Genomic DNA, 17,689 nt, shown 5'->3' on the forward strand with positions numbered 1-17,689 from the left:
CACTTATCGCAGAAGCTAAAGCAGTTTGATGATCAGGCAGGCAGCGCCCCAGGCGCCATATTCACCTTCATCATGAATATCGGAAACCACCTGCTCAACCTGGAATTCATGGGAAATTTTTTCCCTGACAAAGTCTTCAACGTTAGAAAATTTATTTAACACACGCTGCTCGGCACTCAGACGCTCGCCGTTTGGGGCTGAAAAGTAATAGGCAAAAACGCCGAACTTGATGCTGGATGCACCATTACCCATTTTGAGAACGGAAGTAATACGATCAATATCTTTATACCAGCCAGATTGCCCGCCCGGCTGATTTTTAACTTCAATCACCGCTCTCGGCGTTGAGTTTCCCCACCAAAGCAAAATATCGAAGCGGCCGCGCAGGCGCGCTTTGCGTGGCTTAGGCCCCGGCATCGTTGCACCGGCTTCCGAAATTGATGACAAACCGTTACTCTCGATGGTAACGAACTTGGCGCCATCGATATCTCCCAGCTCTTTAGCGATATAGGTTGTGAGCATATATTCCGCTGCTGCCCATACCCACTCACCGCCGGAGATACGCTCATAATCAATTTGCGCTTTTTCGATGCCGTTAATGATGGCACCGCTGATAACATCTTGTGCAACTATTGCCATTATTTGGTTCTCCCTGTTTAAAAATTGGCAGGGAGACATTACGGCAATCGGGGTACAGGCAATAGCGCGGATAGCCCGCGTTATTGCCGTCAGTTACAGAGATTATCTTGAATTGTTTAGTGCAGAACCTTGGGGCTGAACAGGCTGAGTGCCGCCGGGCGGATCGCCTCGATACTCTGCTCATGCTCTTCCGGGCTCATGCTTTCCAGCTTGTCGAAGTTCTCTTCGCTGCCGTGCAGAGCGATAGCCGCCAGCGCAGGCTTCAGCGCTTCCGACAGGGTTGGCCAGTTGTTGCCCAGCGCCACGCCCTTCATATAGCCGTAGCACCACTCCTCAACCACCACAAACTCGGTGCCTTCCATCTCGTTGAGGCCAAACAGCGGTTCGAACTGCTCCGGGTACTCGCTCAGGCGGTCAGCAATATCATTCATATGCTGCGCGATCAGCTCCATAAACTGCTCGAACTCTTCTTCCGATTCCCACTCCGGGTCGTTCTCTTCGCCGCCCCAGATCGCCGGCAGCCACACCTGCGGCTCCACCAGCGTTGGGCCGGAGAGGATAGCGGTGAACATACCGTCGAGTTCAGAGGCATCCAGCACCGAATCGTCATTACCGTACTTGGTTAAGATTTCGTCCAGGAACTCGAGTTCCTCTTCGGTTAAGGGTCCTTGTTGCATGCTGTACCTCCACGGCGTATTAAATTGCGTCTGCGAGTATTCTGGGTGCCCGAGAGAGAAAAAGCCAGTTAACTGACGGCAAACTTTACCAATTCCGGGCAAGCATACATATCAACATCACTTATTACTGGCAGTATCAACACGACTGTCCGCAATAAGTACCACACCTAACTGATCGGCTTCTGCCTCAATCGCCTCTATCACCGCCTCCGATCCCTGTACAGACTCAGATTCAATCATTACAGCAAGCTGTGCAGTATTGATCCTGTCCCCAAACAGCATTAACGCTGAATCACCATGCTGCTTAGAGGACCACTGCATCCCATCAGCAGTGGGGCAAGTCTGATGAATGGCGTCAGAGTATTCTCTGGTGAAAACATATTGATCGGCAGAGGAGTCAAGCAGCTGTGCTCTCTTGATGCCCATTTTGCGCAGTGTTTTGGGATTAAGATCGACCAGATTGAGTGCTTTCTCGGGTTTGATCACTGAATAGACCAGACCGGTCAGCTTGGCCAGATCGTAAGGCGCCCCGGCTGAATCTACGGGCAGATCGTGGAACAGGGTTTCCATGATCGCCACACCGATGCTGTCACCACCATACAGCGTTGCTACGCCATTTTTCATCGGGCTAAAGCGCGCTCGTCCCTTACCCGGGTTGAACTGAACGGCGGTATATGCCGCAGAATGAATGCGATAGATGGGTTTTCCTGCCTTCCAGCTGATGAAGTTGACCTCAAGATCTTTCTTCGGTGCGGGTATTTTCCTGACAACATCGTCCCTGTCGTTATCGGAATCAGCCATGGCTGCCTCCCTCCATTTCTGCCTCAGCGGCTGCCATGACCTGTTTAGGCATCGTTGCCAGAACCTCTTTTGGCTTCCTGCCGCCTAACCAGCTATTAGCCGACGCAAACCAGATAGCCAGGCCCCACGGCGTTTTGCTATCGCCAAACAGAGAAATAATCTGTTTAACCACCGGGATGGGCCGGAACCCCTCGTCTAATGCATATTCCGGGTATTTATCTTTACCGTTAAGCTGTAGCGCAAAAATACGCCCTTCCGCCTTCCAGCGATTGGGACCCGCGCTGGGGTTGTTACTCTGAAAGTTGGCTTTTTCAGACAGCTCACGAGATGTTAACCATCTGTCCTCCGACAGAATCCGGGCGTTAAGCTGCTCGCGTCGCTGGGTATTGCGCTGCGCCCGCGCCTGCTTTTCGGCCTGACTGGCGCTGTTTTGGGGCGTGCTGGCGGCTGCCGGTTCGCCTTGTGGCAACGCTGCCAGTACCGCATTCACCGCTGCATTCATTGCCACTTTCAGCGTTTCATTAAAACCCGGCAGGCGCCCCTGGAACGGGCTCAGATCAATAACTAAATATTCGGCGTGGGACTGAGTATCCAGGCAGTGTAGCTCATCTCCGTTCAGCGTTTTGATGTCAAAGGATCGTGCTTCACGCAAGGTGCGGTTCACTTTAGTGGTCATCATTCACCTCAGGCGATTAAGAGATATTAGTGATATTCATTATATAGTGCTGCAGATGATTGTCATGGTTTTTGAGTAAATTTTCATCACCCGGTAAGCTGATGCATTCAGAGATGCGCGGGATAAGAACTGCGCGCAACGGACAATTTTCACCACAGGAGTTAACCACCATGGGGTTCAGGCAGCGAGCGGCAATGATTTTAAAAGGGATAGCGGGTGCCATCAGGAAAGAGCCGTCACTGACCGCACTGTGCCTTTTTGGCCTGCTAAATATCTGGCTGGTCGGGGTGCAGCTGCCGGGCAAAGGCATCATCCTGCTGCTGAGCCTGGCGGTGCTGCTGCTGTTTCTGTTCTGGCGCGATGACTGGCGCTGGCTGGACCGGTTCCGGCGCGGCTGGCTCTGCTTCTCCCTGCACTCCCTTGAGGAGAATGCGCACACGCTGGCAACCTGGGCACTGCTGGCGTTCTTCCTCTCAATATTTACCGTGAACGGCGGCTGGATATGGCCGGGGCGCTATCTGCTGCTCGGCTTTGTCGCGCTGGGGATGCTGTCCGCCCTGCTGCTGCTGATCGCCTTAATGCGCAACGAGAACCAGACGTTAAAAAAGGCGGGATATATTCTGGGTGCCGCCGTACCGGTGATTTACGCTATTACCAGCAGCTACGCCGCCAGCGATTTTTATATGATGAGCGGCATTAAGCTGGATGACTCACCGGTACTGAATCTGTGGGTCAAGGTGCTCTACTTTTCAGTGTGGTTCTCGCTGCTTATTTACCCCGCCGCCAGTATCACCTTTCTGGTGGTGATGAAAGGCAGCAGGCCGAGAATGATGCTGACCCTCACCACCTTCTTTTTTATTATCGTGCTGTCGATGCAGGGGCTGGTGCAGTGGTTCGGCAAGATAATGGTGGAAACGATGGATTATGCAATTAACCGCGAATGGCAGAGCAGCTATTACTGCGCCGGTGAAGCGCGGCGCAGCGACCACGAGCGCTATTTCGCCATCGATGATGAGAACTGGGCGCTCTACTACTCCGGCCGTGACGGCAGCTGGGGCTTTGAGCGCCTGCACTGCACGACAGGCAGCGATGGGCAGCCCGATGCACTGCGCCGCCCCATGGAAGGCCCGCACCCCGTGCCGCAGTGGTTTAAGGATGTGCGCTGAGGGCTGACTGTATCCGTCACGTTGTAGGGGCCGATCCTCTTTTTCGATCGGCCCTCTATTACCGCCCGGCATGAATCCTGTAGGGGCCGATCCTTTTTCCGATCGGCCCCATATTACCGCCCTGCATGAACCCTGTAGGGGCCGATCCTTTTTTCCGATCGGCCCTATATTACCGCCCGGCATAAATCCTGTAGGGGCCGATCTTCTTTTTCGATCGGCCCTCACTATCAATGATATTAATTTTTCACATCCATTATTCGGGAAGGGTTGTTTCACGGCTTGCATTTATTTTTTCGAGCCGCTTTGCATTTTCCAACACGGCTTTTATTTTTCGCTGTTTTCCTTTATCCCGCTGGATATAATTACAGGGTATTAAGTCGCGGCGTAAATGTGTTCGAGCACAATTACGCCGCTAGCCACAACAACTAGAGTGAGGTAGTTATTATGGATGAGCAGGATTGTAATGCAGAAATCATTGAACCAGAAGCCGCAGCGCCGGAATTGCATCATTGCCGCGTGGGTTATGTGAGAAACCCTCCAAAATACTGGGATGTGCCCTTACTGCGCATCAGCGGTCAGTGGCTGGCTGATGCGGGCTTCCCACGGGGCACACCGGTGGAGATGCGCGTCGTGAACGGCTGCATAATGATCACCGTACGCGAGCAGTATGAATCACGTCTGCAAAAAGGGATCCGCATCGTGCGCAGGCTCCCGGAATCCAAGCAGCGCCGGGTGGAGAAGTATGTGGCGCGGCTGGCGGGAATAAAGATTAAAGAGTCGTAAATCACTCAAGGGGCTGACGGCCCCTTAATCATACAGCCAGCGGCCGGCTTTGGCTGAGTCGGCAAACATTCTGGTCGAGAGCGTTATTTTCGTCTGTAAGAAAGACTGACGGAAAAGCCATCGGCGGATCGCAGAATCCCTTCGCCTGGGATAGTAGTTTGCCCAATGGATCCGCGTGACATCCAGCTGAAACTTTTCGCCGTATGCTGCAATGGCATCGACGAGCTCCCCTTCATTTGCATACTCTTGCAAAATATCATCCATCTCGAGTGGGACGTGCCTTAACTTCCATGTTGTGACTATTGATAACTCCTCATGAAAAAACTCAAGCACGCCATCCTCAACATCCATGTTCCTCACCTCCCTGCTTAAAAATTTTTTCCACTTAGTTATCTACGCACATGCGCTTTTAGTTCTTCCGCCAGTGCTTCTATCGTCCACAGGCAGTCTACTCCCTGCGGCCCGACATCTAGCAACGCCAGAAATAATAATACGGAGATGGCGATTAGAGTTAGCCACTATTTCATTGAGCCCGCACTGACAGTTTACAATGACACCACTTTATGCGGTTTTTCTCTCATTCCAGCTATCAGAATGTATGATGTTTCCATCAACATATTTCCAGCTGATTTTTTCATAGATAAATTCAACGATTTCCATATGATTGAAATTTTCTTTTAAAGGATCTTTCACATCATGCATTAGCGGCATTATATACTTTACCCGTGCATTTTCCAAAAGAGTATTAAAATACTCAACTTCATATCCGGCATCATTAATTTTAAAAAATTTCAACGCTACTTTTTTCAACAAACGCCCAGAACTTAACGCCTGATACAGATACGATGAAGATGCATCAACCTCCTTTTCGATAAGATAAGCTAAGTGCTTACGCGTGCTAATAGTCTTACCGGATAGATCATCCGTTGGCAGATGCACTTCATGATGCAGCCCTAAAACTTCAATACTATTTTCTCTCCCGTAAATATCAACACTCCCTTTAATGAGATTACCGGAATCATCGTGTATAAACATATAAACTGGAATTGCCATCTAATCCACCATTTTAAATGGGCCAGCCCGGCCGACCGTGTTGATAAGCTGCCACAGACATCTTTTAGCCTGTGGTGTACCGTCTTTGTAAAGCGCCTGAACTGCTTTGACAAAGTACTCGTTTTTCTCTGGAATCGTTTCGTTATAAAGCGGCATCGAACAGACGTTAGAAATACTAACAGGAGGTATTTTGTCATTGATTACATCCATCACCCCCTTCGCATTTTTAGGAATAGCCTGGGCCAGCGCAGTAGCAATATCCTCTGCGAACCCTGCATCTGTGTTGCCAGCAATAAGGGGAACTATCTTCAGCCAGGTGACATCCCCGCTAGATATATTTTCAACAATAGATTCCCAACTGCTCGTTGAAGTGGCCGTTGCATTTTTATTCGCTAATTCTCGCAGGTAAATTTCTGCACCATCGCGGTGGATATTTTGCAATACGATTTCAGGCGTAATCATAGTGGTTTCAGCTGTGGAATTGCAGGCTAGCAACAACAGTGATAAAAAAATTAAACCTTTCATCTGACCACCAGTATATCGTCACCAGAACTATAAATATTTTTTCTGAGATTTGCACCATTGATGACAATACAACCTTCAGAACTGCTTCCGATTGTATTGGGGTTATCCCCATGAATTCTGAAAGCAAAGCGTCCATAGGTATTCGTACCAGCGATAGGTTCCAGCTCTATCGTCCAGGGTCCTTTATTATTAGTATGCCTTGTAATACGCCAGTAGCCATGAGGTATCGGACCAACGAAACCTACATCTTCCTTTGAAGGATCATTCTTACCTCGAGGACTTCCGCTGTAACCATTGGCATAGTGAGCTCCATTATGAGTCATTTCACCTGTTCTTTGATTATACTCCCACGTCATAACGCATCCTTATGTTATTTTAAAAAATCAATCGAGACTTTAATTTCGTCATTATTGATATCATACTCGCTGCATAAACCTCAATAAAAAAGGCACGTATAATCAATGTAATTAAATTAACAACCGAAATTTACAAGTCAACGCGGAAATTTATTAATCGTTTCGATAGTATATTAAACACCATTAGGGAAGTGACATTTTAATAATGTCCTCTTAGTTCAATCCAATAGCAATACCAACACCTAAACCTTCCCGTTATCTTCACTCCTTTCACGATTTTGCGAGCCATCCCGCATTTCTGGTTTACATCGCCGCCATTTTGCTATGTGATCACGTTACTCGTTTAACCCACTTATCGGGCGCTAACCGTAGCGGGATCCATAACCTATGCGCTTCTATCAGGCCGACCCGACGCTGGCGAACTACTGGCGCGGAGTGATCCTGTTTGGCAAAAACGTTGCCTCCTATAAGTTCGCCCTCGCCCATGCGCTGTATGACCTGCAGCAGCATCAGGACGACCTGATCCCACTGGAAACCTTAGCCGCACCGTTTGCCCGCCACCTCTGCACGCACCTGCGCCATGCGCCTAAACAGATCACGGTGAGTCGAAGCCAGTTTCTCGATGCCTGCGTGCAGTTCAACAAGGAGGAGATCGGCGAAGCGCAGCTGATTGAGCAGACGGTACGCCGTGGCTTTGCCAACGTGATTGACGCTTTCCATAACGTGAACAGCGCCGAGATCGATAAACGCTTCTTTATCGACGAGCGCAAAACCGCCAAAGGGATTCGCCTGACCGATAACTTCTACCAGCTGACGCAGACCGCGCAGTTTAACAACCTGGTGCAGGAGACGGATGCCCGCTGGCGACTGGTGGAACAGGCGTGGGCGATGGGCGTATCGCGCAACCTGATCGCGCTGGAATACGATCAACAGGAGCAGCTGCTGTTCAGCCGCCAGCAGCAGCGACGCATCAACATCACCAGCTGCCGCGACAGCCTGAACGGCTACCAGAAGGGGCGCTGCTTCTACTGCTATCGCGACATTAGCCTGCAGGCGGGCGATGACAACCTCGCCGACGTCGACCACTTTATTCCCTGGTCGCTGCACGCCACGCACGCTAACCTCAACGGCGTCTGGAACCTGGTGCTGGCCTGCCAGTCATGCAATCGCGGCCACGAAGGCAAGTTTGCGCGCATCCCGTCGCTGCAGCTGCTGGAGCGGCTACATCACCGTAATGAATACTTTATTAACAGCCACCTGCCGCTGCGGGAAACGCTGATCCAGCAAACCGGCAGCAGCAGCCAGCAGCGCCACAACTTCCTGCAACAGCGCTGGCAGAGCGCGCTCAATGCGCTGCTGCACACCTGGCAGCCCGCCGCACAAGGGGACAGTATTTTCTGATGAACAGTGACTATTACCAGCTGCACGCACAGCGCTTTTTCAGCGAGACGGTGGATGTCGATATGTCCGAACTGTATCGCCCGTTCGTCGCCCACCTCAAGCCGGGCGCGCGGATACTCGACGCCGGTTGCGGCTCCGGTCGCGATGCCAAAGCGTTTAGCGAGATGGGCTATGAAGTGGAAGCGTTCGATGCCTCCGCCGAACTGGTCGAGCTGGCACACCAGCACACGGGATTACCGGTTAAGCAGATGCGCTTCGAGGACATCACCGAAGTGGAGCGCTACGACGGTATCTGGTGCTGCGCTTCCCTGCTGCACGTGCCGCTGGCGGAACTGCCGGGCGTAATGGCGCAGCTGGCAAAGGCGCTGAAGCCAGGCGGGGTTTGGTATCTGTCGTTTAAGTACGGCTGCGGGGAGAGGGAGAAGGATGGAAGGAGGTTTACGGATATGGATGAGTCTGGATTTGCAGAATTTCTCTCTGGGTTATCCGGGGTTGAGGTGATGGAGTGCTGGCTAACTGGGGACAAACGCGCGGAACGGCAGAACGAGAGATGGTTTAATGCTCTAATTGCAAACAAACCCTCTCACTAACCCTACTCGAAATAATCCATATCCAGTTTTGGTACGCGCAGCAGACGGGAAGAGCCCCCACTTCACTCTAGCGAAGCGGCTCATGCGATCACAGACTATATCGTCCGGTTTTACAGCCTGTTAAAGCCGCATGAATATAATGGTGAGTTATCTCCAAACGAATCGGAAAACCGATACTTGAAAAACTCTAAAGCGGTGGGCAGTTTTAGTGGGCCACTTCGCATCGCATCATAATTTTTTTGCACCTGGAAGGGAGTTAAAGCTGGAATTAGATGTGCTGGTAGAATGGCCTGCCCAAGCAATCGGTTAGAAATCCTTTCGCCATCAAGTGTATAAATGACCTTCAAAACTCAGTTTGCCATCTCCGCCTGACCCACTACCACCCTCATAAAGTGCTAATATTCTTTTTCTTTCCATCCTAAAAAACAATAATATTATCTTTTCATCATCTCCTATCAGCTGCCATGCCTACCACAATATATGTGCTATTATTATTTCCACAAAAACCATAAAAAGATAAAATATTAGCACCATGGCAAAAAAAACAGCACCTCTACTTCCTGTCACAGCCCGGCTGCTTACCGATTTTGGTGAGAGGCTCAAGCTGGCCCGCCTGCGCCGTAAACTAACCGCCAAACAAGTTGCGGAACGGGCAGGTATGACGCCAATGACGCTGCGTTCGCTTGAAGCAGGGGGGGCCGGTGTCACAATAGGTGCCTACTTGTCCGTCATGCAGGTGTTGGGGCTGGAAAACGATGTTAATAAGTTAGCCGCTGAGGATGAACGGGGCCGCCAGCTCCAGGATTCCCGCCTGTTAAAAAATGATAGCGTTGCGGCAGCTAAACCCAGGATGCCCCGCAAGCCCATTGCGGATAAAACTCCACTCAGCGATGCCGCTACCGCTGTCACCGATAAAGGATCTGACGTTCCGGCAGGGCACGCGGTAAAAAATCATCGCGCCTCGTCCCTCCAACGGAAAGAGGCGGGTACCACATCAGCGGATCTGGCTGCACTGCTTAAACCGCCGAATAAACCGACAAAAGGAAGCTAATGATGGCAATGATCGGTGTCTACGCAGACTGGAATGGATTATCCGGGCCAAAACGAGTCGGTTTTCTGCATAATGCCCCCATAACACTGTCCAATCCAGCACTGAGCCGCATGAGGTTAGTATTATCCGATACTTTCGTCTGAACCTGGCGGAGGCTGATAAAATCATTCAGGACTTTATTGACATCGTGAGTCAGTGGAGGACCATTGCCAATGGTTTACAACTCCCTCAGCGGGAACAGGAATATATGGCGGAAGCATTCAGGCTTGCGGTGAATTAGCCACTTACCAAGTCGTGATGAACATCTCATTTTATCTATCCCGACTGGACAGGGCGAACGGCCACATGCTAGTTGTTAACCGCACGGAAGAGTGAATTTATATTGTAAATATAAATGCCTCTTTCCAGGATAAATAATTCAAGAGTAATGGTTTGGCCCCCCGAACCATTATCATCAGGGTACGTGAAGAGTAAGCCCTCAGAGATTCGTTTCTCTGAGGGCTTTTTTTGTTTTTCTACTCAGGAGGAAATCAATGTCTAAACAACGTCGTCTGTCGAGAATTTTTGCAAAAGATGGCAAATCGGTCACGCTGGCGCTGGATGGTTATCACTTTTCAACTAAAACAGCGGGTATTGATAATACACTCAGTCAGCTGCCAGATTTGGTCGCGCAGGGTCTGGACTGCGCGCTGGTCACTTACGGCATGCTGAAAAACTTCGGTGAGGCATTAAGCCACGTTCCGGTGGTATTACGCGTCGATAGCACGGTGAGTATTTTTGATAATAGCGTGCCCGATACCGTTGCGGTGTTCTCCATTGAAGATGCGCTGAAAGTCGCGGCGGAGGGCGTGGTGTGCATGACCTTCCCCGGCGCCTTCAACGAAGAGAAGACCCACCTTATGGCGATGCAGCTGGCGCAGGCGGCCGACCGCTGGAATATGCCGCTGATTGTTGAATCCCTCCCTTACGGCTATGCCGTGACCAGCGACGACTCGAACAACCCGACGATCATTGCGGCGGCGGCCAGAGCCGCGGTGGAGCTGGGCGCAGACGTGATCAAAACCCGCTTTAGCGGTACTGACGAAGACCGGCTGATCGTCGAGGCTGCGGGCGTACCGGTGCTGGCGCTCGGCGGGCCTAAAACCGGTATCGAGGGCTACTTTCAATTCGTACAGCACTGCATGCAGGCTGGCGCAAAAGGGGTGGCGGTGGGCCGCAATATCACGCAGGACCCACAGCCAGCAAAAGTGGTAGCAGGTCTGAATGCCATCATCCATCACAATGCCACGGCGGAAGATGCTTACAGCCTCTACATGGCTCATTAACATCGGAAATCACTATGCAGTTAAATAACACCATTATTCCCTCAGTCAGAAAGTATAAGCACCTGGATAAGGCGCTCGCCTGCCCGTCGGAGTATCTGCTGTTGTCGGAGGCCAATATCGGCAACCTGCAGTCGCTGATTGGCAAATGTCATCAGGGCGGTAAAAAAGTGCTGGTCCATCTCGAACTGCTCGGCGGATTTAAACCGGACCAGGCAGGGATCGCCCTGCTAAAAAATTATTACCGGGTTGATGGTGTTATCTCATCCAATCTTTCCGCGCTGCGCTATGCCAAAAAAGAGGGGCTGCTGACCATCTTTCGCGTGTTGCTTATTGATTCGCGCTCGCTCGATCACTCTATTGATATCGTTAAGCACAACCCGCTGGATGCGATTGAAATTCTACCTGCCGAATACGCCTGTCAGTGCCTGGAATTAATCAGCCGCAATTTAAACGGCTGTGAGGTGGTATTTATCGCCGGGGGCTTCGTAAAGCGCAAATACCTTGTCGAGAAAATATTCCATGCCGGATTTAAAGGGATCACCACCAGCGAACCTGGCTTATGGTAACCAATCAGGAGTCCACGCTAATGAATGATGAATTCGTCATGGGCATTGATAATGGCGGCACCTTCACTAAGGCCGCCATCTACGACCGCCGCGGTAAGGTTATCGCCAGCGCCGCACAGTCCACCCGCATGCTGACCCCGCAAGAGCATCACACCGAACGCGATATGGATGAACTCTGGGCCGCCAATCTTGCCGTTATCCGGCAAGCGCTTGAGCAGTCCGGCATTGCCGCCAGCCAGATCAAAGGCATTGCCGTGACCGGCCACGGCAACGGGCTGTATCTGGTCGATAAAAGCGGTCATCCGCTGCGTAACGGCATTATCTCTACCGACAGTCGGGCAAAAGAGTATGTGGAGAGATGGCAAAACTCGCCGGAATTTATCTCCCACGTTCTGCCCAAAACCATGCAGTCGGTCTGGGCCGGGCAGCCCGTCGCCCTGCTGGCCTGGCTGCAGGACCACGAGCCGGAAACGCTGCAAAAAACCGACGCGATTTTTATGGTGAAGGACCTGGTCCGCTTCTGGCTGACCGGGGAAGCCTGCGTGGAGCTGACCGATATCTCCGGCACCAGCCTGATTAACGTGCGCGAGCGCCGCTACGACGACGAACTGCTGGCGTGGTGGGGCCTTACTGAGCTGCGCGACAGGTTACCGCCGATTAAGCTCTCCACCGACTGCTGCGGCACCCTCAGCGCGGAGATCGCCCGCCAGACCGGGCTGCAGGCGGGAACGCCGGTTGCCGGGGGCGTGTTCGATATCTCTGCCTCTGCTATCGCCTGCGGCATCAACAGCGTGGATAAGCTGGCGATCGTCACCGGCACCTGGAGCATCAACGAGTACGTCACCGATCGACCGGTGATCGACAAAGATCTGTTTATGACCTCCATCTATCCGATCGACGGTAAATGGCTGATCACCGAGGCCAGCCCCACCTCGGCCAGTAATCTGGAGTGGTTCATCAATAACTTTATGGAGGGCGAGCGGGATAAAGCGGCCTCGGAGGGTGCATCCGTTTACGACCTGTGCAGCGCGCTGGTCTCCTCCACCACGCCGCAAGAAAGCCACCTGCTGTTCTTTCCCTTTGTGTTTGGCTCCAACACCATCCCGGATGCCTCCGCCGGCTTTATCGGCGTCAGCAGCTTCCATAAAAAAGCCCATTTCCTGCGGGCGATCTACGAGGGCGTGGCCTTTAGCCACCTCTATCACACCGAGCGTTTACGCCACATCAACCCGCAGTTAAGCCGCACGATTCGCATTGCGGGCGGGGTAACTAACTCCCCTGCCTGGCTGCAGCTGTTCGCCGATATCTTCCAGGCGCGGCTGGAAATCGTCGATGTCAAAGAGCACGGCACGCTGGGCACGGCGATGACGGCAGCGGTGATGATCGGCTGGTTTGACGACGTCTTTAGCGCCTCTCACGCGATGGTCCACGTCTCGCGCACCGTGCTGCCCAACCCGGACAATCAGCAGGTCTATCAGGACAAATATCAGCTGTATAAAAATCTGCTGTCAGAGATGCAGTCCCCGTGGCGGCGCTGCAGCCACTTCATCACCGATTAATGAGGCAAGCATGGATCTGAACTTAAAAAACCGTAGCGCCATCGTCACCGGGGGGGCCAGCGGGCTGGGGAAAGAGCTGGTGCTGTCGCTGGCAAATGAAGGGGTCAACATCTGCTTCAGCTATTTAACGCATGAAGAAAGCGCGCAGCAGCTGGTTGCCAGCGTGAAAAATGCCACCGGCGTTAACATTATCGCGGTGAAAACCGATCTGGCGGATGAGCAAAGCCGGGAGGCGCTGTTCGCAACCTGCGTTGCAAGGCTGGGTAGCGCGGACATCCTGATCAATAACGCGGCGATCTGGCTGAGCGGCTACGTCACTGAATTATCCCAGCAGGACTGGGACCGGGTGATGAATATCAATCTGAAAGCGGTATTTCACCTCAGCCAGCTGTTTGTTAATCACTGCCTGCAGCGGGACCAGGCGGGCAGCATTCTGAACATTACCTCCCAGGCGGCCTTTCACGGCTCTACCACCGGGCATGCGCACTACGCGGCCAGTAAAGCGGGCCTGGTGGCGTTCGCCATTTCACTGGCGCGCGAGGTCGCCAGGCAGAAAATCAACGTCAATAACCTCGCCGTCGGAATGATGGATACCGCGATGGTTCGTCACCAGCTCGAACGGGATCCTGACTATTACCTGAAGCGCATTCCGCTGGGCCGGGTGGCCCAACCGGAAGAGATCGCCGATATCGGCGTGTTTATGGTCTCCCCTAAAACCCGCTATATGACCGGAGCCACGGTCGATGTCACTGGCGGGATGTTGATGCGTTAACCCATGGAGAACAGTTATGAAATGTCTGGCGATTGCCGATCTTTTTATCAATAAAGCGATGATGGAATCTGGCCTTAAGGCGCTCAGGGATGAAGGTATTGAGGTTGAAGTGCGCGAGTGGACGCATCCCTCCGTCGAGAAATTACAGCAGGATAATCTGCGGGTTGAGCAGCAGGGTGCCGAAGCCGTGGCGTTACCCGCAGAACTGCTGCTGGCAGCGGAGGACGCCGACATCCTGATCGTTCAGTTCGCCCCGGTGAATACCGCCGTCCTCAACCAGCTGCCACAGCTGAAAATTATCGGCGTGCTGCGCGGCGGCGTGGAAAACGTCAATCAGGATGCTGCGCAGGCGCGTGGCATTGAGGTGATAAATACGCCGGGGCGCAATGCGCGCAGCGTGGCAGAGTTCACCGTGGGCATGATCCTCGCGGAGATGCGCAATATTGCCCGTTCGCACGCTGCGCTGCGCGCTAAAATCTGGCGCGGGGAGAGCCCTAACCATCGGGCGATCCCGGAGATTGGCGGTAAGGTGGTCGGCCTTGTCGGGCTGGGCAATATCGCCCGGCGGGTCGCCGGTTACCTTAGCGCGTTTGGTACGGAGATTATCTTTTACGATAAGTACGTTAGCGGACACGATCGCTATGAAAAAGTCGATTCGCTGGATGAGCTGGTCAAACGCGCCGATGTTATCTCGCTGCATGCCCGGCTGACGCCGGAAACCGCGCAGATGATTAACGCGCATCATTTTTCCCTGATGAAAAGCAGCGCGATTATCGTCAATACCGCCCGCTCCGGGTTAATCAATGAGGGTGACTTAATTGCGGCCTTACAAGCCGGGAAAATTATGGGTGCCGCGCTGGATACCTTTGATGACGAACCGCTGCCGGATAACAGCCCCTTTTACACGCTGAGTAACGTGACGATTACGCCACATATTGCCGGTAGCACTATGGATGCCTTCAGCAACTCGCCCAAACTATTTTCTGAGGCGCTGCTGGCCTGGCTTAATAAAAAATAACCCTCACGCTGTATTCAATCCACATAGCCAACCGGGCGCGGAATATTCCGTGCCCGTATCTTCCGCACGCTGAAGGAATGATTATGGATATTATCAACAGTATTATCAGTCTGGGGGCATCCGTCATGATGCCCGTAATATTCTTTATTATTGCGCTTTGCTTTGGGGTCACCCTCGGCACGGCATTTAAAGCCGGGATGCTGGTTGGAATCGGGTTTGAAGGGGTCGGACTGGTGATTGGCCTGCTGCTGACCCATCTCGGCCCCGCCTCGCAGGCGATGGTTGAACGCATTGGCCTGCATCTGACGGTGGTTGATACCGGCTGGCCCACGGCCTCAACCATCGGCTGGGGCTCGCCGCTGATGCTGCCGGTGGTGGTCGGTTTTATTATCATCAACCTGGCGATGCTGCTGCTGAAAATCACCAAAACGGTGAATCTCGATATCTTCAACTACTGGATATTCCTGCTTGTGGGTTCAGTGGTGTATGCCGGAACCGGTAATTACTGGCTTGCTGTCGGGATTACCTTCGGCATATTTATCCTGACGCTGCTGGCGGCAGATTTCACCGCGCCCTACCTGCAGAAAAATTATCACCTCAAGGGGATCTCATTCCCCCATCTTACCTGTATAGGCTACGTGCCCTTTGCCATGGTCTGTAATTACCTTATTGATAAGACTCCGCTGATCAGAAAAATAAACTTCGACCCGGAAACGATTAATAAAAAGTTTGGCGTTTTTGGTGAGCCGCTGACGTTAGGCTTTGTGCTGGGGTTACTGCTGGCGCTGCTGGCCGGATATGGTGCGTCGGCGGCGGTTGCGCTGGCGATTAAGGTCGCGGCGGCCATGCTGCTGCTGCCAAAAATGATCGAGATCCTGGTGCAGGGATTAATGATCCTGCGTGATGCGGCGGAAGCAAAGCTGAAGGCGAAATTCCCCGGTCGGGATTTCTACATCGGTATGGATACGGCGTTACTGATTGGCGAACCTTCGGTGCTGGCAACCGGGCTGCTGCTTATCCCTGTAACGGTAGTGCTGTCCGTCATTCTGCCGGGCAACCGCGTGCTGCCGTTCGTTGACCTGGCGTCACTGATGTTCCTGCTGGCGATGGTCACGCCCTTCTGTAAACGCAATATGTTCCGCATGTTTATTACCGGCACGCTGATCGTCACCTGCATTTTGTACGTCGGCAGCGACATTTCCCCGGAGTACACGCAGGCGGCGCGAAACGCCAATATCCCGATCCCGGAGGGGATGTCTGAGGTAACCAATATGGTCGGGGGCGCAACCACTCCCGTCGGCTGGCTGGCAGTGAAGTTCGCGGAGCTGTTTGGCACGGCGCATTAGCGGCGAAGGATTGGGGTGGGCGGAGTGAGCAGGACTGAGTTGATACAGTTGCAGGGGCAACCGTATCAACCCGATGCCATTGATTAGTCGTACAGCCACTTCCCTGCCTTAGCCGATTCAATCAGCATCCCAAGAGTGAAGTCGGGTACGGGAGTGACTGGAAGTTTCTTGAAGGGATTCCACGAAAAAGGCTCATCAGGATAGTAAGTTTCAATCATGTAACTCCCCCGTTGAACCTTGAATTCTCTAAAGAACTCGTCCATTAAATCTTCGGCTTCACCAACATCTAAGCGCATATCCGTGTCTAAATCAGTTGCGGGTGTGAGCAGCCGTTGCTTCTTTTCGTTGTTAAATAAATAAACACCGTTGTAGCGCCTTGCCAGTGCGATAACCCGCTGCTCAATATCATCGTCCATGCTTTATCGTTCCTCCCTTTTCGTGAGGGAATGGCAGTTGCGCCCCTCAATGAATCCAAAATCATAGCGATCAAATTATCAGCGTTCTGGAGTTTAAAAGCGATCTCATGCCTTGGATATCGCTCCTTCCCCTCTCTTGCTTTCTCGCGAATCATGCGCAAAATCAGCTACAATCGCCCCTCTCTATCAACAGTGGCCACCGTAAATCCCATGACCCTCAATACCTTCTGTTACCTGCTTCTGGCCTTAGCGGCAGTCGCCAGTGCACTGTTGCCGCACCCGCTGGTGATGTGGCTGCTGCTTGTCAGCGTGCTGACGTTTGTCATCTACGGCGGGGATAAAATGGCGGCGCGCAAAGGCTGGCGCAGAGTGCCGGAGTTAACGTTGCTGGTGTTGGGACTGGTGGGGGGATGGCCGGGTGCGGTGCTTGGTCAGCAGCTGTTTCGCCATAAAACGCAGAAGCAGCCGTTTAAGCATTACTTCTTTATTACTGTTCTGCTGAACATCGCTGCGCTGGTCGCGCTTTACTGGTTTTATCCGAACGTCATCAGCCTGGTGATGTGATTGAGGAAAGCTGAATCTCAGGCACAAAAGAACCACCTCGCGGTGGCTTAAATGTTCATACCTGATTTATGGTGCGAAGGCCGGACTCGAAAATAATAACTAACCATCTAATTTAAAATAATAAAAAATAGACATTTAGATAATGTACCAACATCGATACCAACACATTAACTCGTTGATTTTGGGACTCGAATCGGGGCGAAGACACGATTTGATCCAGTATGAATCTAACGTGCTGCTAGCATCCCCGGGTAGTGCTTCGCAATAATGTCATTCATCCTCTCTATCAGTTCCAGACGCTTAAACGTCAGATGCGCGGTACCCTTCTGAAAGTAACGAATGCTGAAGAACTCATCCTCGTAAACGTCCTTAGGCTTTGTTGAATAAATCGAACTTTTACTGAATGGA

21 protein-coding genes and 1 pseudogene are annotated in these 17,689 nt (G+C 52.3%); 12 read left to right on the top strand and 10 right to left on the bottom strand.

The features are described from left to right. Window positions 1-15 precede the first annotated feature (15 nt). The 4 genes from QLG07_RS20460 to QLG07_RS20475 all read right to left on the bottom strand — a co-directional run bounded on the left by QLG07_RS20460 (window position 16) and on the right by QLG07_RS20475 (window position 2,793). Entirely contained in the window at window positions 16-636 is a 621-nt protein-coding gene (locus tag QLG07_RS20460) for a hypothetical protein (RefSeq protein ID WP_048914551.1), read from the bottom strand. Between the two features lie 116 nt (window positions 637-752). Then, a complete protein-coding gene (locus QLG07_RS20465) occupies window positions 753-1,313 on the bottom strand; it encodes a UPF0149 family protein (protein ID WP_053110389.1) in 561 nt (186 codons plus the stop codon). 117 nt (window positions 1,314-1,430) lie between these two features. After that, the gene (locus tag QLG07_RS20470; RefSeq protein ID WP_282470056.1) at window positions 1,431-2,114 is read right to left on the bottom strand and encodes an RES family NAD+ phosphorylase; all 684 of its coding nucleotides are present in this window, start codon (window positions 2,112-2,114) and stop codon (window positions 1,431-1,433) included. Further along, a complete protein-coding gene (locus QLG07_RS20475; protein WP_282470057.1) occupies window positions 2,107-2,793 on the bottom strand; it encodes an integrase in 687 nt (228 codons plus the stop codon). The genes QLG07_RS20470 and QLG07_RS20475 overlap by 8 nt, the downstream gene beginning before the upstream one ends. A gap of 191 nt (window positions 2,794-2,984) precedes the next feature. On the opposite strand from QLG07_RS20475, the gene QLG07_RS20480 reads away from it, so the two are divergent. Together QLG07_RS20480 and QLG07_RS20485 are read left to right on the top strand one after the other, a co-directional pair. Next, entirely contained in the window at window positions 2,985-3,956 is a 972-nt protein-coding gene (locus QLG07_RS20480; RefSeq protein ID WP_282470058.1) for a hypothetical protein, read from the top strand. 444 nt (window positions 3,957-4,400) lie between these two features. After that, a complete protein-coding gene (locus tag QLG07_RS20485; protein WP_187497448.1) occupies window positions 4,401-4,739 on the top strand; it encodes a SymE family type I addiction module toxin in 339 nt (112 codons plus the stop codon). Between the two features lie 24 nt (window positions 4,740-4,763). Here the strand turns inward: QLG07_RS20485 and QLG07_RS20490 are convergent, their stop codons facing one another. The 4 genes from QLG07_RS20490 to QLG07_RS20505 all read right to left on the bottom strand — a co-directional run bounded on the left by QLG07_RS20490 (window position 4,764) and on the right by QLG07_RS20505 (window position 6,673). Beyond that, window positions 4,764-5,090 carry a DUF1493 family protein gene (locus tag QLG07_RS20490; protein ID WP_282470059.1) on the bottom strand — a complete coding sequence of 109 codons (327 nt, stop codon included), beginning with the start codon at window positions 5,088-5,090 and terminating at the stop codon, window positions 4,764-4,766. A 210-nt stretch (window positions 5,091-5,300) separates the two neighbouring features. Next, complete coding sequence (gene tssD, locus QLG07_RS20495; RefSeq protein WP_187499082.1) at window positions 5,301-5,792, bottom strand: type VI secretion system tube protein TssD; 492 nt, start codon at window positions 5,790-5,792, stop codon at window positions 5,301-5,303. Next, the gene (locus QLG07_RS20500) at window positions 5,793-6,317 is read right to left on the bottom strand and encodes a hypothetical protein (RefSeq protein WP_282470060.1); all 525 of its coding nucleotides are present in this window, start codon (window positions 6,315-6,317) and stop codon (window positions 5,793-5,795) included. After that, on the bottom strand, window positions 6,314-6,673 hold the full coding sequence (locus QLG07_RS20505; RefSeq protein WP_187499080.1) for a tlde1 domain-containing protein: 360 nt from the start codon (window positions 6,671-6,673) through the stop codon (window positions 6,314-6,316). Before QLG07_RS20505 ends, QLG07_RS20500 begins: the two co-directional genes overlap by 4 nt. A 387-nt stretch (window positions 6,674-7,060) precedes the next feature. On the opposite strand from QLG07_RS20505, the gene QLG07_RS20510 reads away from it, so the two are divergent. The 9 genes from QLG07_RS20510 (at window position 7,061) to QLG07_RS20550 (ending at window position 16,301) form a co-directional block, all read left to right on the top strand. After that, window positions 7,061-8,074: an HNH endonuclease gene (locus QLG07_RS20510; RefSeq protein ID WP_282470061.1), complete on the top strand. Its 1,014-nt coding sequence runs from the start codon at window positions 7,061-7,063 to the stop codon at window positions 8,072-8,074. After that, window positions 8,074-8,664 carry a class I SAM-dependent methyltransferase gene (locus QLG07_RS20515; RefSeq protein WP_282470062.1) on the top strand — a complete coding sequence of 197 codons (591 nt, stop codon included), beginning with the start codon at window positions 8,074-8,076 and terminating at the stop codon, window positions 8,662-8,664. Before QLG07_RS20510 ends, QLG07_RS20515 begins: the two co-directional genes overlap by 1 nt. Before the next feature lie 532 nt (window positions 8,665-9,196). Beyond that, on the top strand, window positions 9,197-9,715 hold the full coding sequence (locus QLG07_RS20520) for a helix-turn-helix transcriptional regulator (protein WP_282470063.1): 519 nt from the start codon (window positions 9,197-9,199) through the stop codon (window positions 9,713-9,715). Window positions 9,716-10,248: 533 nt separating this feature from the next. Next, a complete protein-coding gene (locus tag QLG07_RS20525; protein WP_282470064.1) occupies window positions 10,249-11,040 on the top strand; it encodes a phospho-2-dehydro-3-deoxyheptonate aldolase in 792 nt (263 codons plus the stop codon). Between the two features lie 14 nt (window positions 11,041-11,054). After that, window positions 11,055-11,606, top strand: a complete 552-nt coding sequence (locus QLG07_RS20530) for a glycerol-3-phosphate responsive antiterminator (RefSeq protein ID WP_099754715.1) — start codon at window positions 11,055-11,057, stop codon at window positions 11,604-11,606. Window positions 11,607-11,626: 20 nt separating this feature from the next. Continuing rightward, entirely contained in the window at window positions 11,627-13,165 is a 1,539-nt protein-coding gene (locus tag QLG07_RS20535; protein WP_282470065.1) for an FGGY-family carbohydrate kinase, read from the top strand. A gap of 10 nt (window positions 13,166-13,175) precedes the next feature. After that, window positions 13,176-13,937, top strand: a complete 762-nt coding sequence (locus QLG07_RS20540; RefSeq protein ID WP_048917471.1) for an SDR family oxidoreductase — start codon at window positions 13,176-13,178, stop codon at window positions 13,935-13,937. A 16-nt stretch (window positions 13,938-13,953) separates the two neighbouring features. Further along, window positions 13,954-14,955, top strand: a complete 1,002-nt coding sequence (locus QLG07_RS20545; RefSeq protein ID WP_282470066.1) for a 2-hydroxyacid dehydrogenase — start codon at window positions 13,954-13,956, stop codon at window positions 14,953-14,955. Window positions 14,956-15,038: 83 nt separating this feature from the next. Then, complete coding sequence (locus QLG07_RS20550; RefSeq protein ID WP_282470067.1) at window positions 15,039-16,301, top strand: PTS transporter subunit IIC; 1,263 nt, start codon at window positions 15,039-15,041, stop codon at window positions 16,299-16,301. 83 nt (window positions 16,302-16,384) lie between these two features. Here QLG07_RS20550 and QLG07_RS20555 read toward each other — a convergent pair whose 3' ends face one another. Continuing rightward, window positions 16,385-16,717 (bottom strand): DUF1493 family protein, encoded by a 333-nt coding sequence (locus tag QLG07_RS20555; RefSeq protein ID WP_282470068.1) that lies wholly within the window; start codon window positions 16,715-16,717, stop codon window positions 16,385-16,387. Between the two features lie 210 nt (window positions 16,718-16,927). Between QLG07_RS20555 and QLG07_RS20560 the strand changes: the two genes are divergently transcribed. Next, window positions 16,928-17,281, top strand: coding sequence for a DUF1294 domain-containing protein (locus QLG07_RS20560; RefSeq protein WP_282470099.1), 354 nt, complete (start codon window positions 16,928-16,930; stop codon window positions 17,279-17,281). Between the two features lie 227 nt (window positions 17,282-17,508). Here the strand turns inward: QLG07_RS20560 and QLG07_RS20565 are convergent. Continuing rightward, a pseudogene (locus QLG07_RS20565) lies at window positions 17,509-17,652 on the bottom strand (DUF4942 domain-containing protein); the annotation flags it as partial. Window positions 17,653-17,689 lie beyond the last annotated feature (37 nt).

The organism is Erwinia sp. V90_4 (assembly GCF_029967685.1).
Lineage (GTDB): Bacteria > Pseudomonadota > Gammaproteobacteria > Enterobacterales > Enterobacteriaceae > Erwinia > Erwinia aphidicola.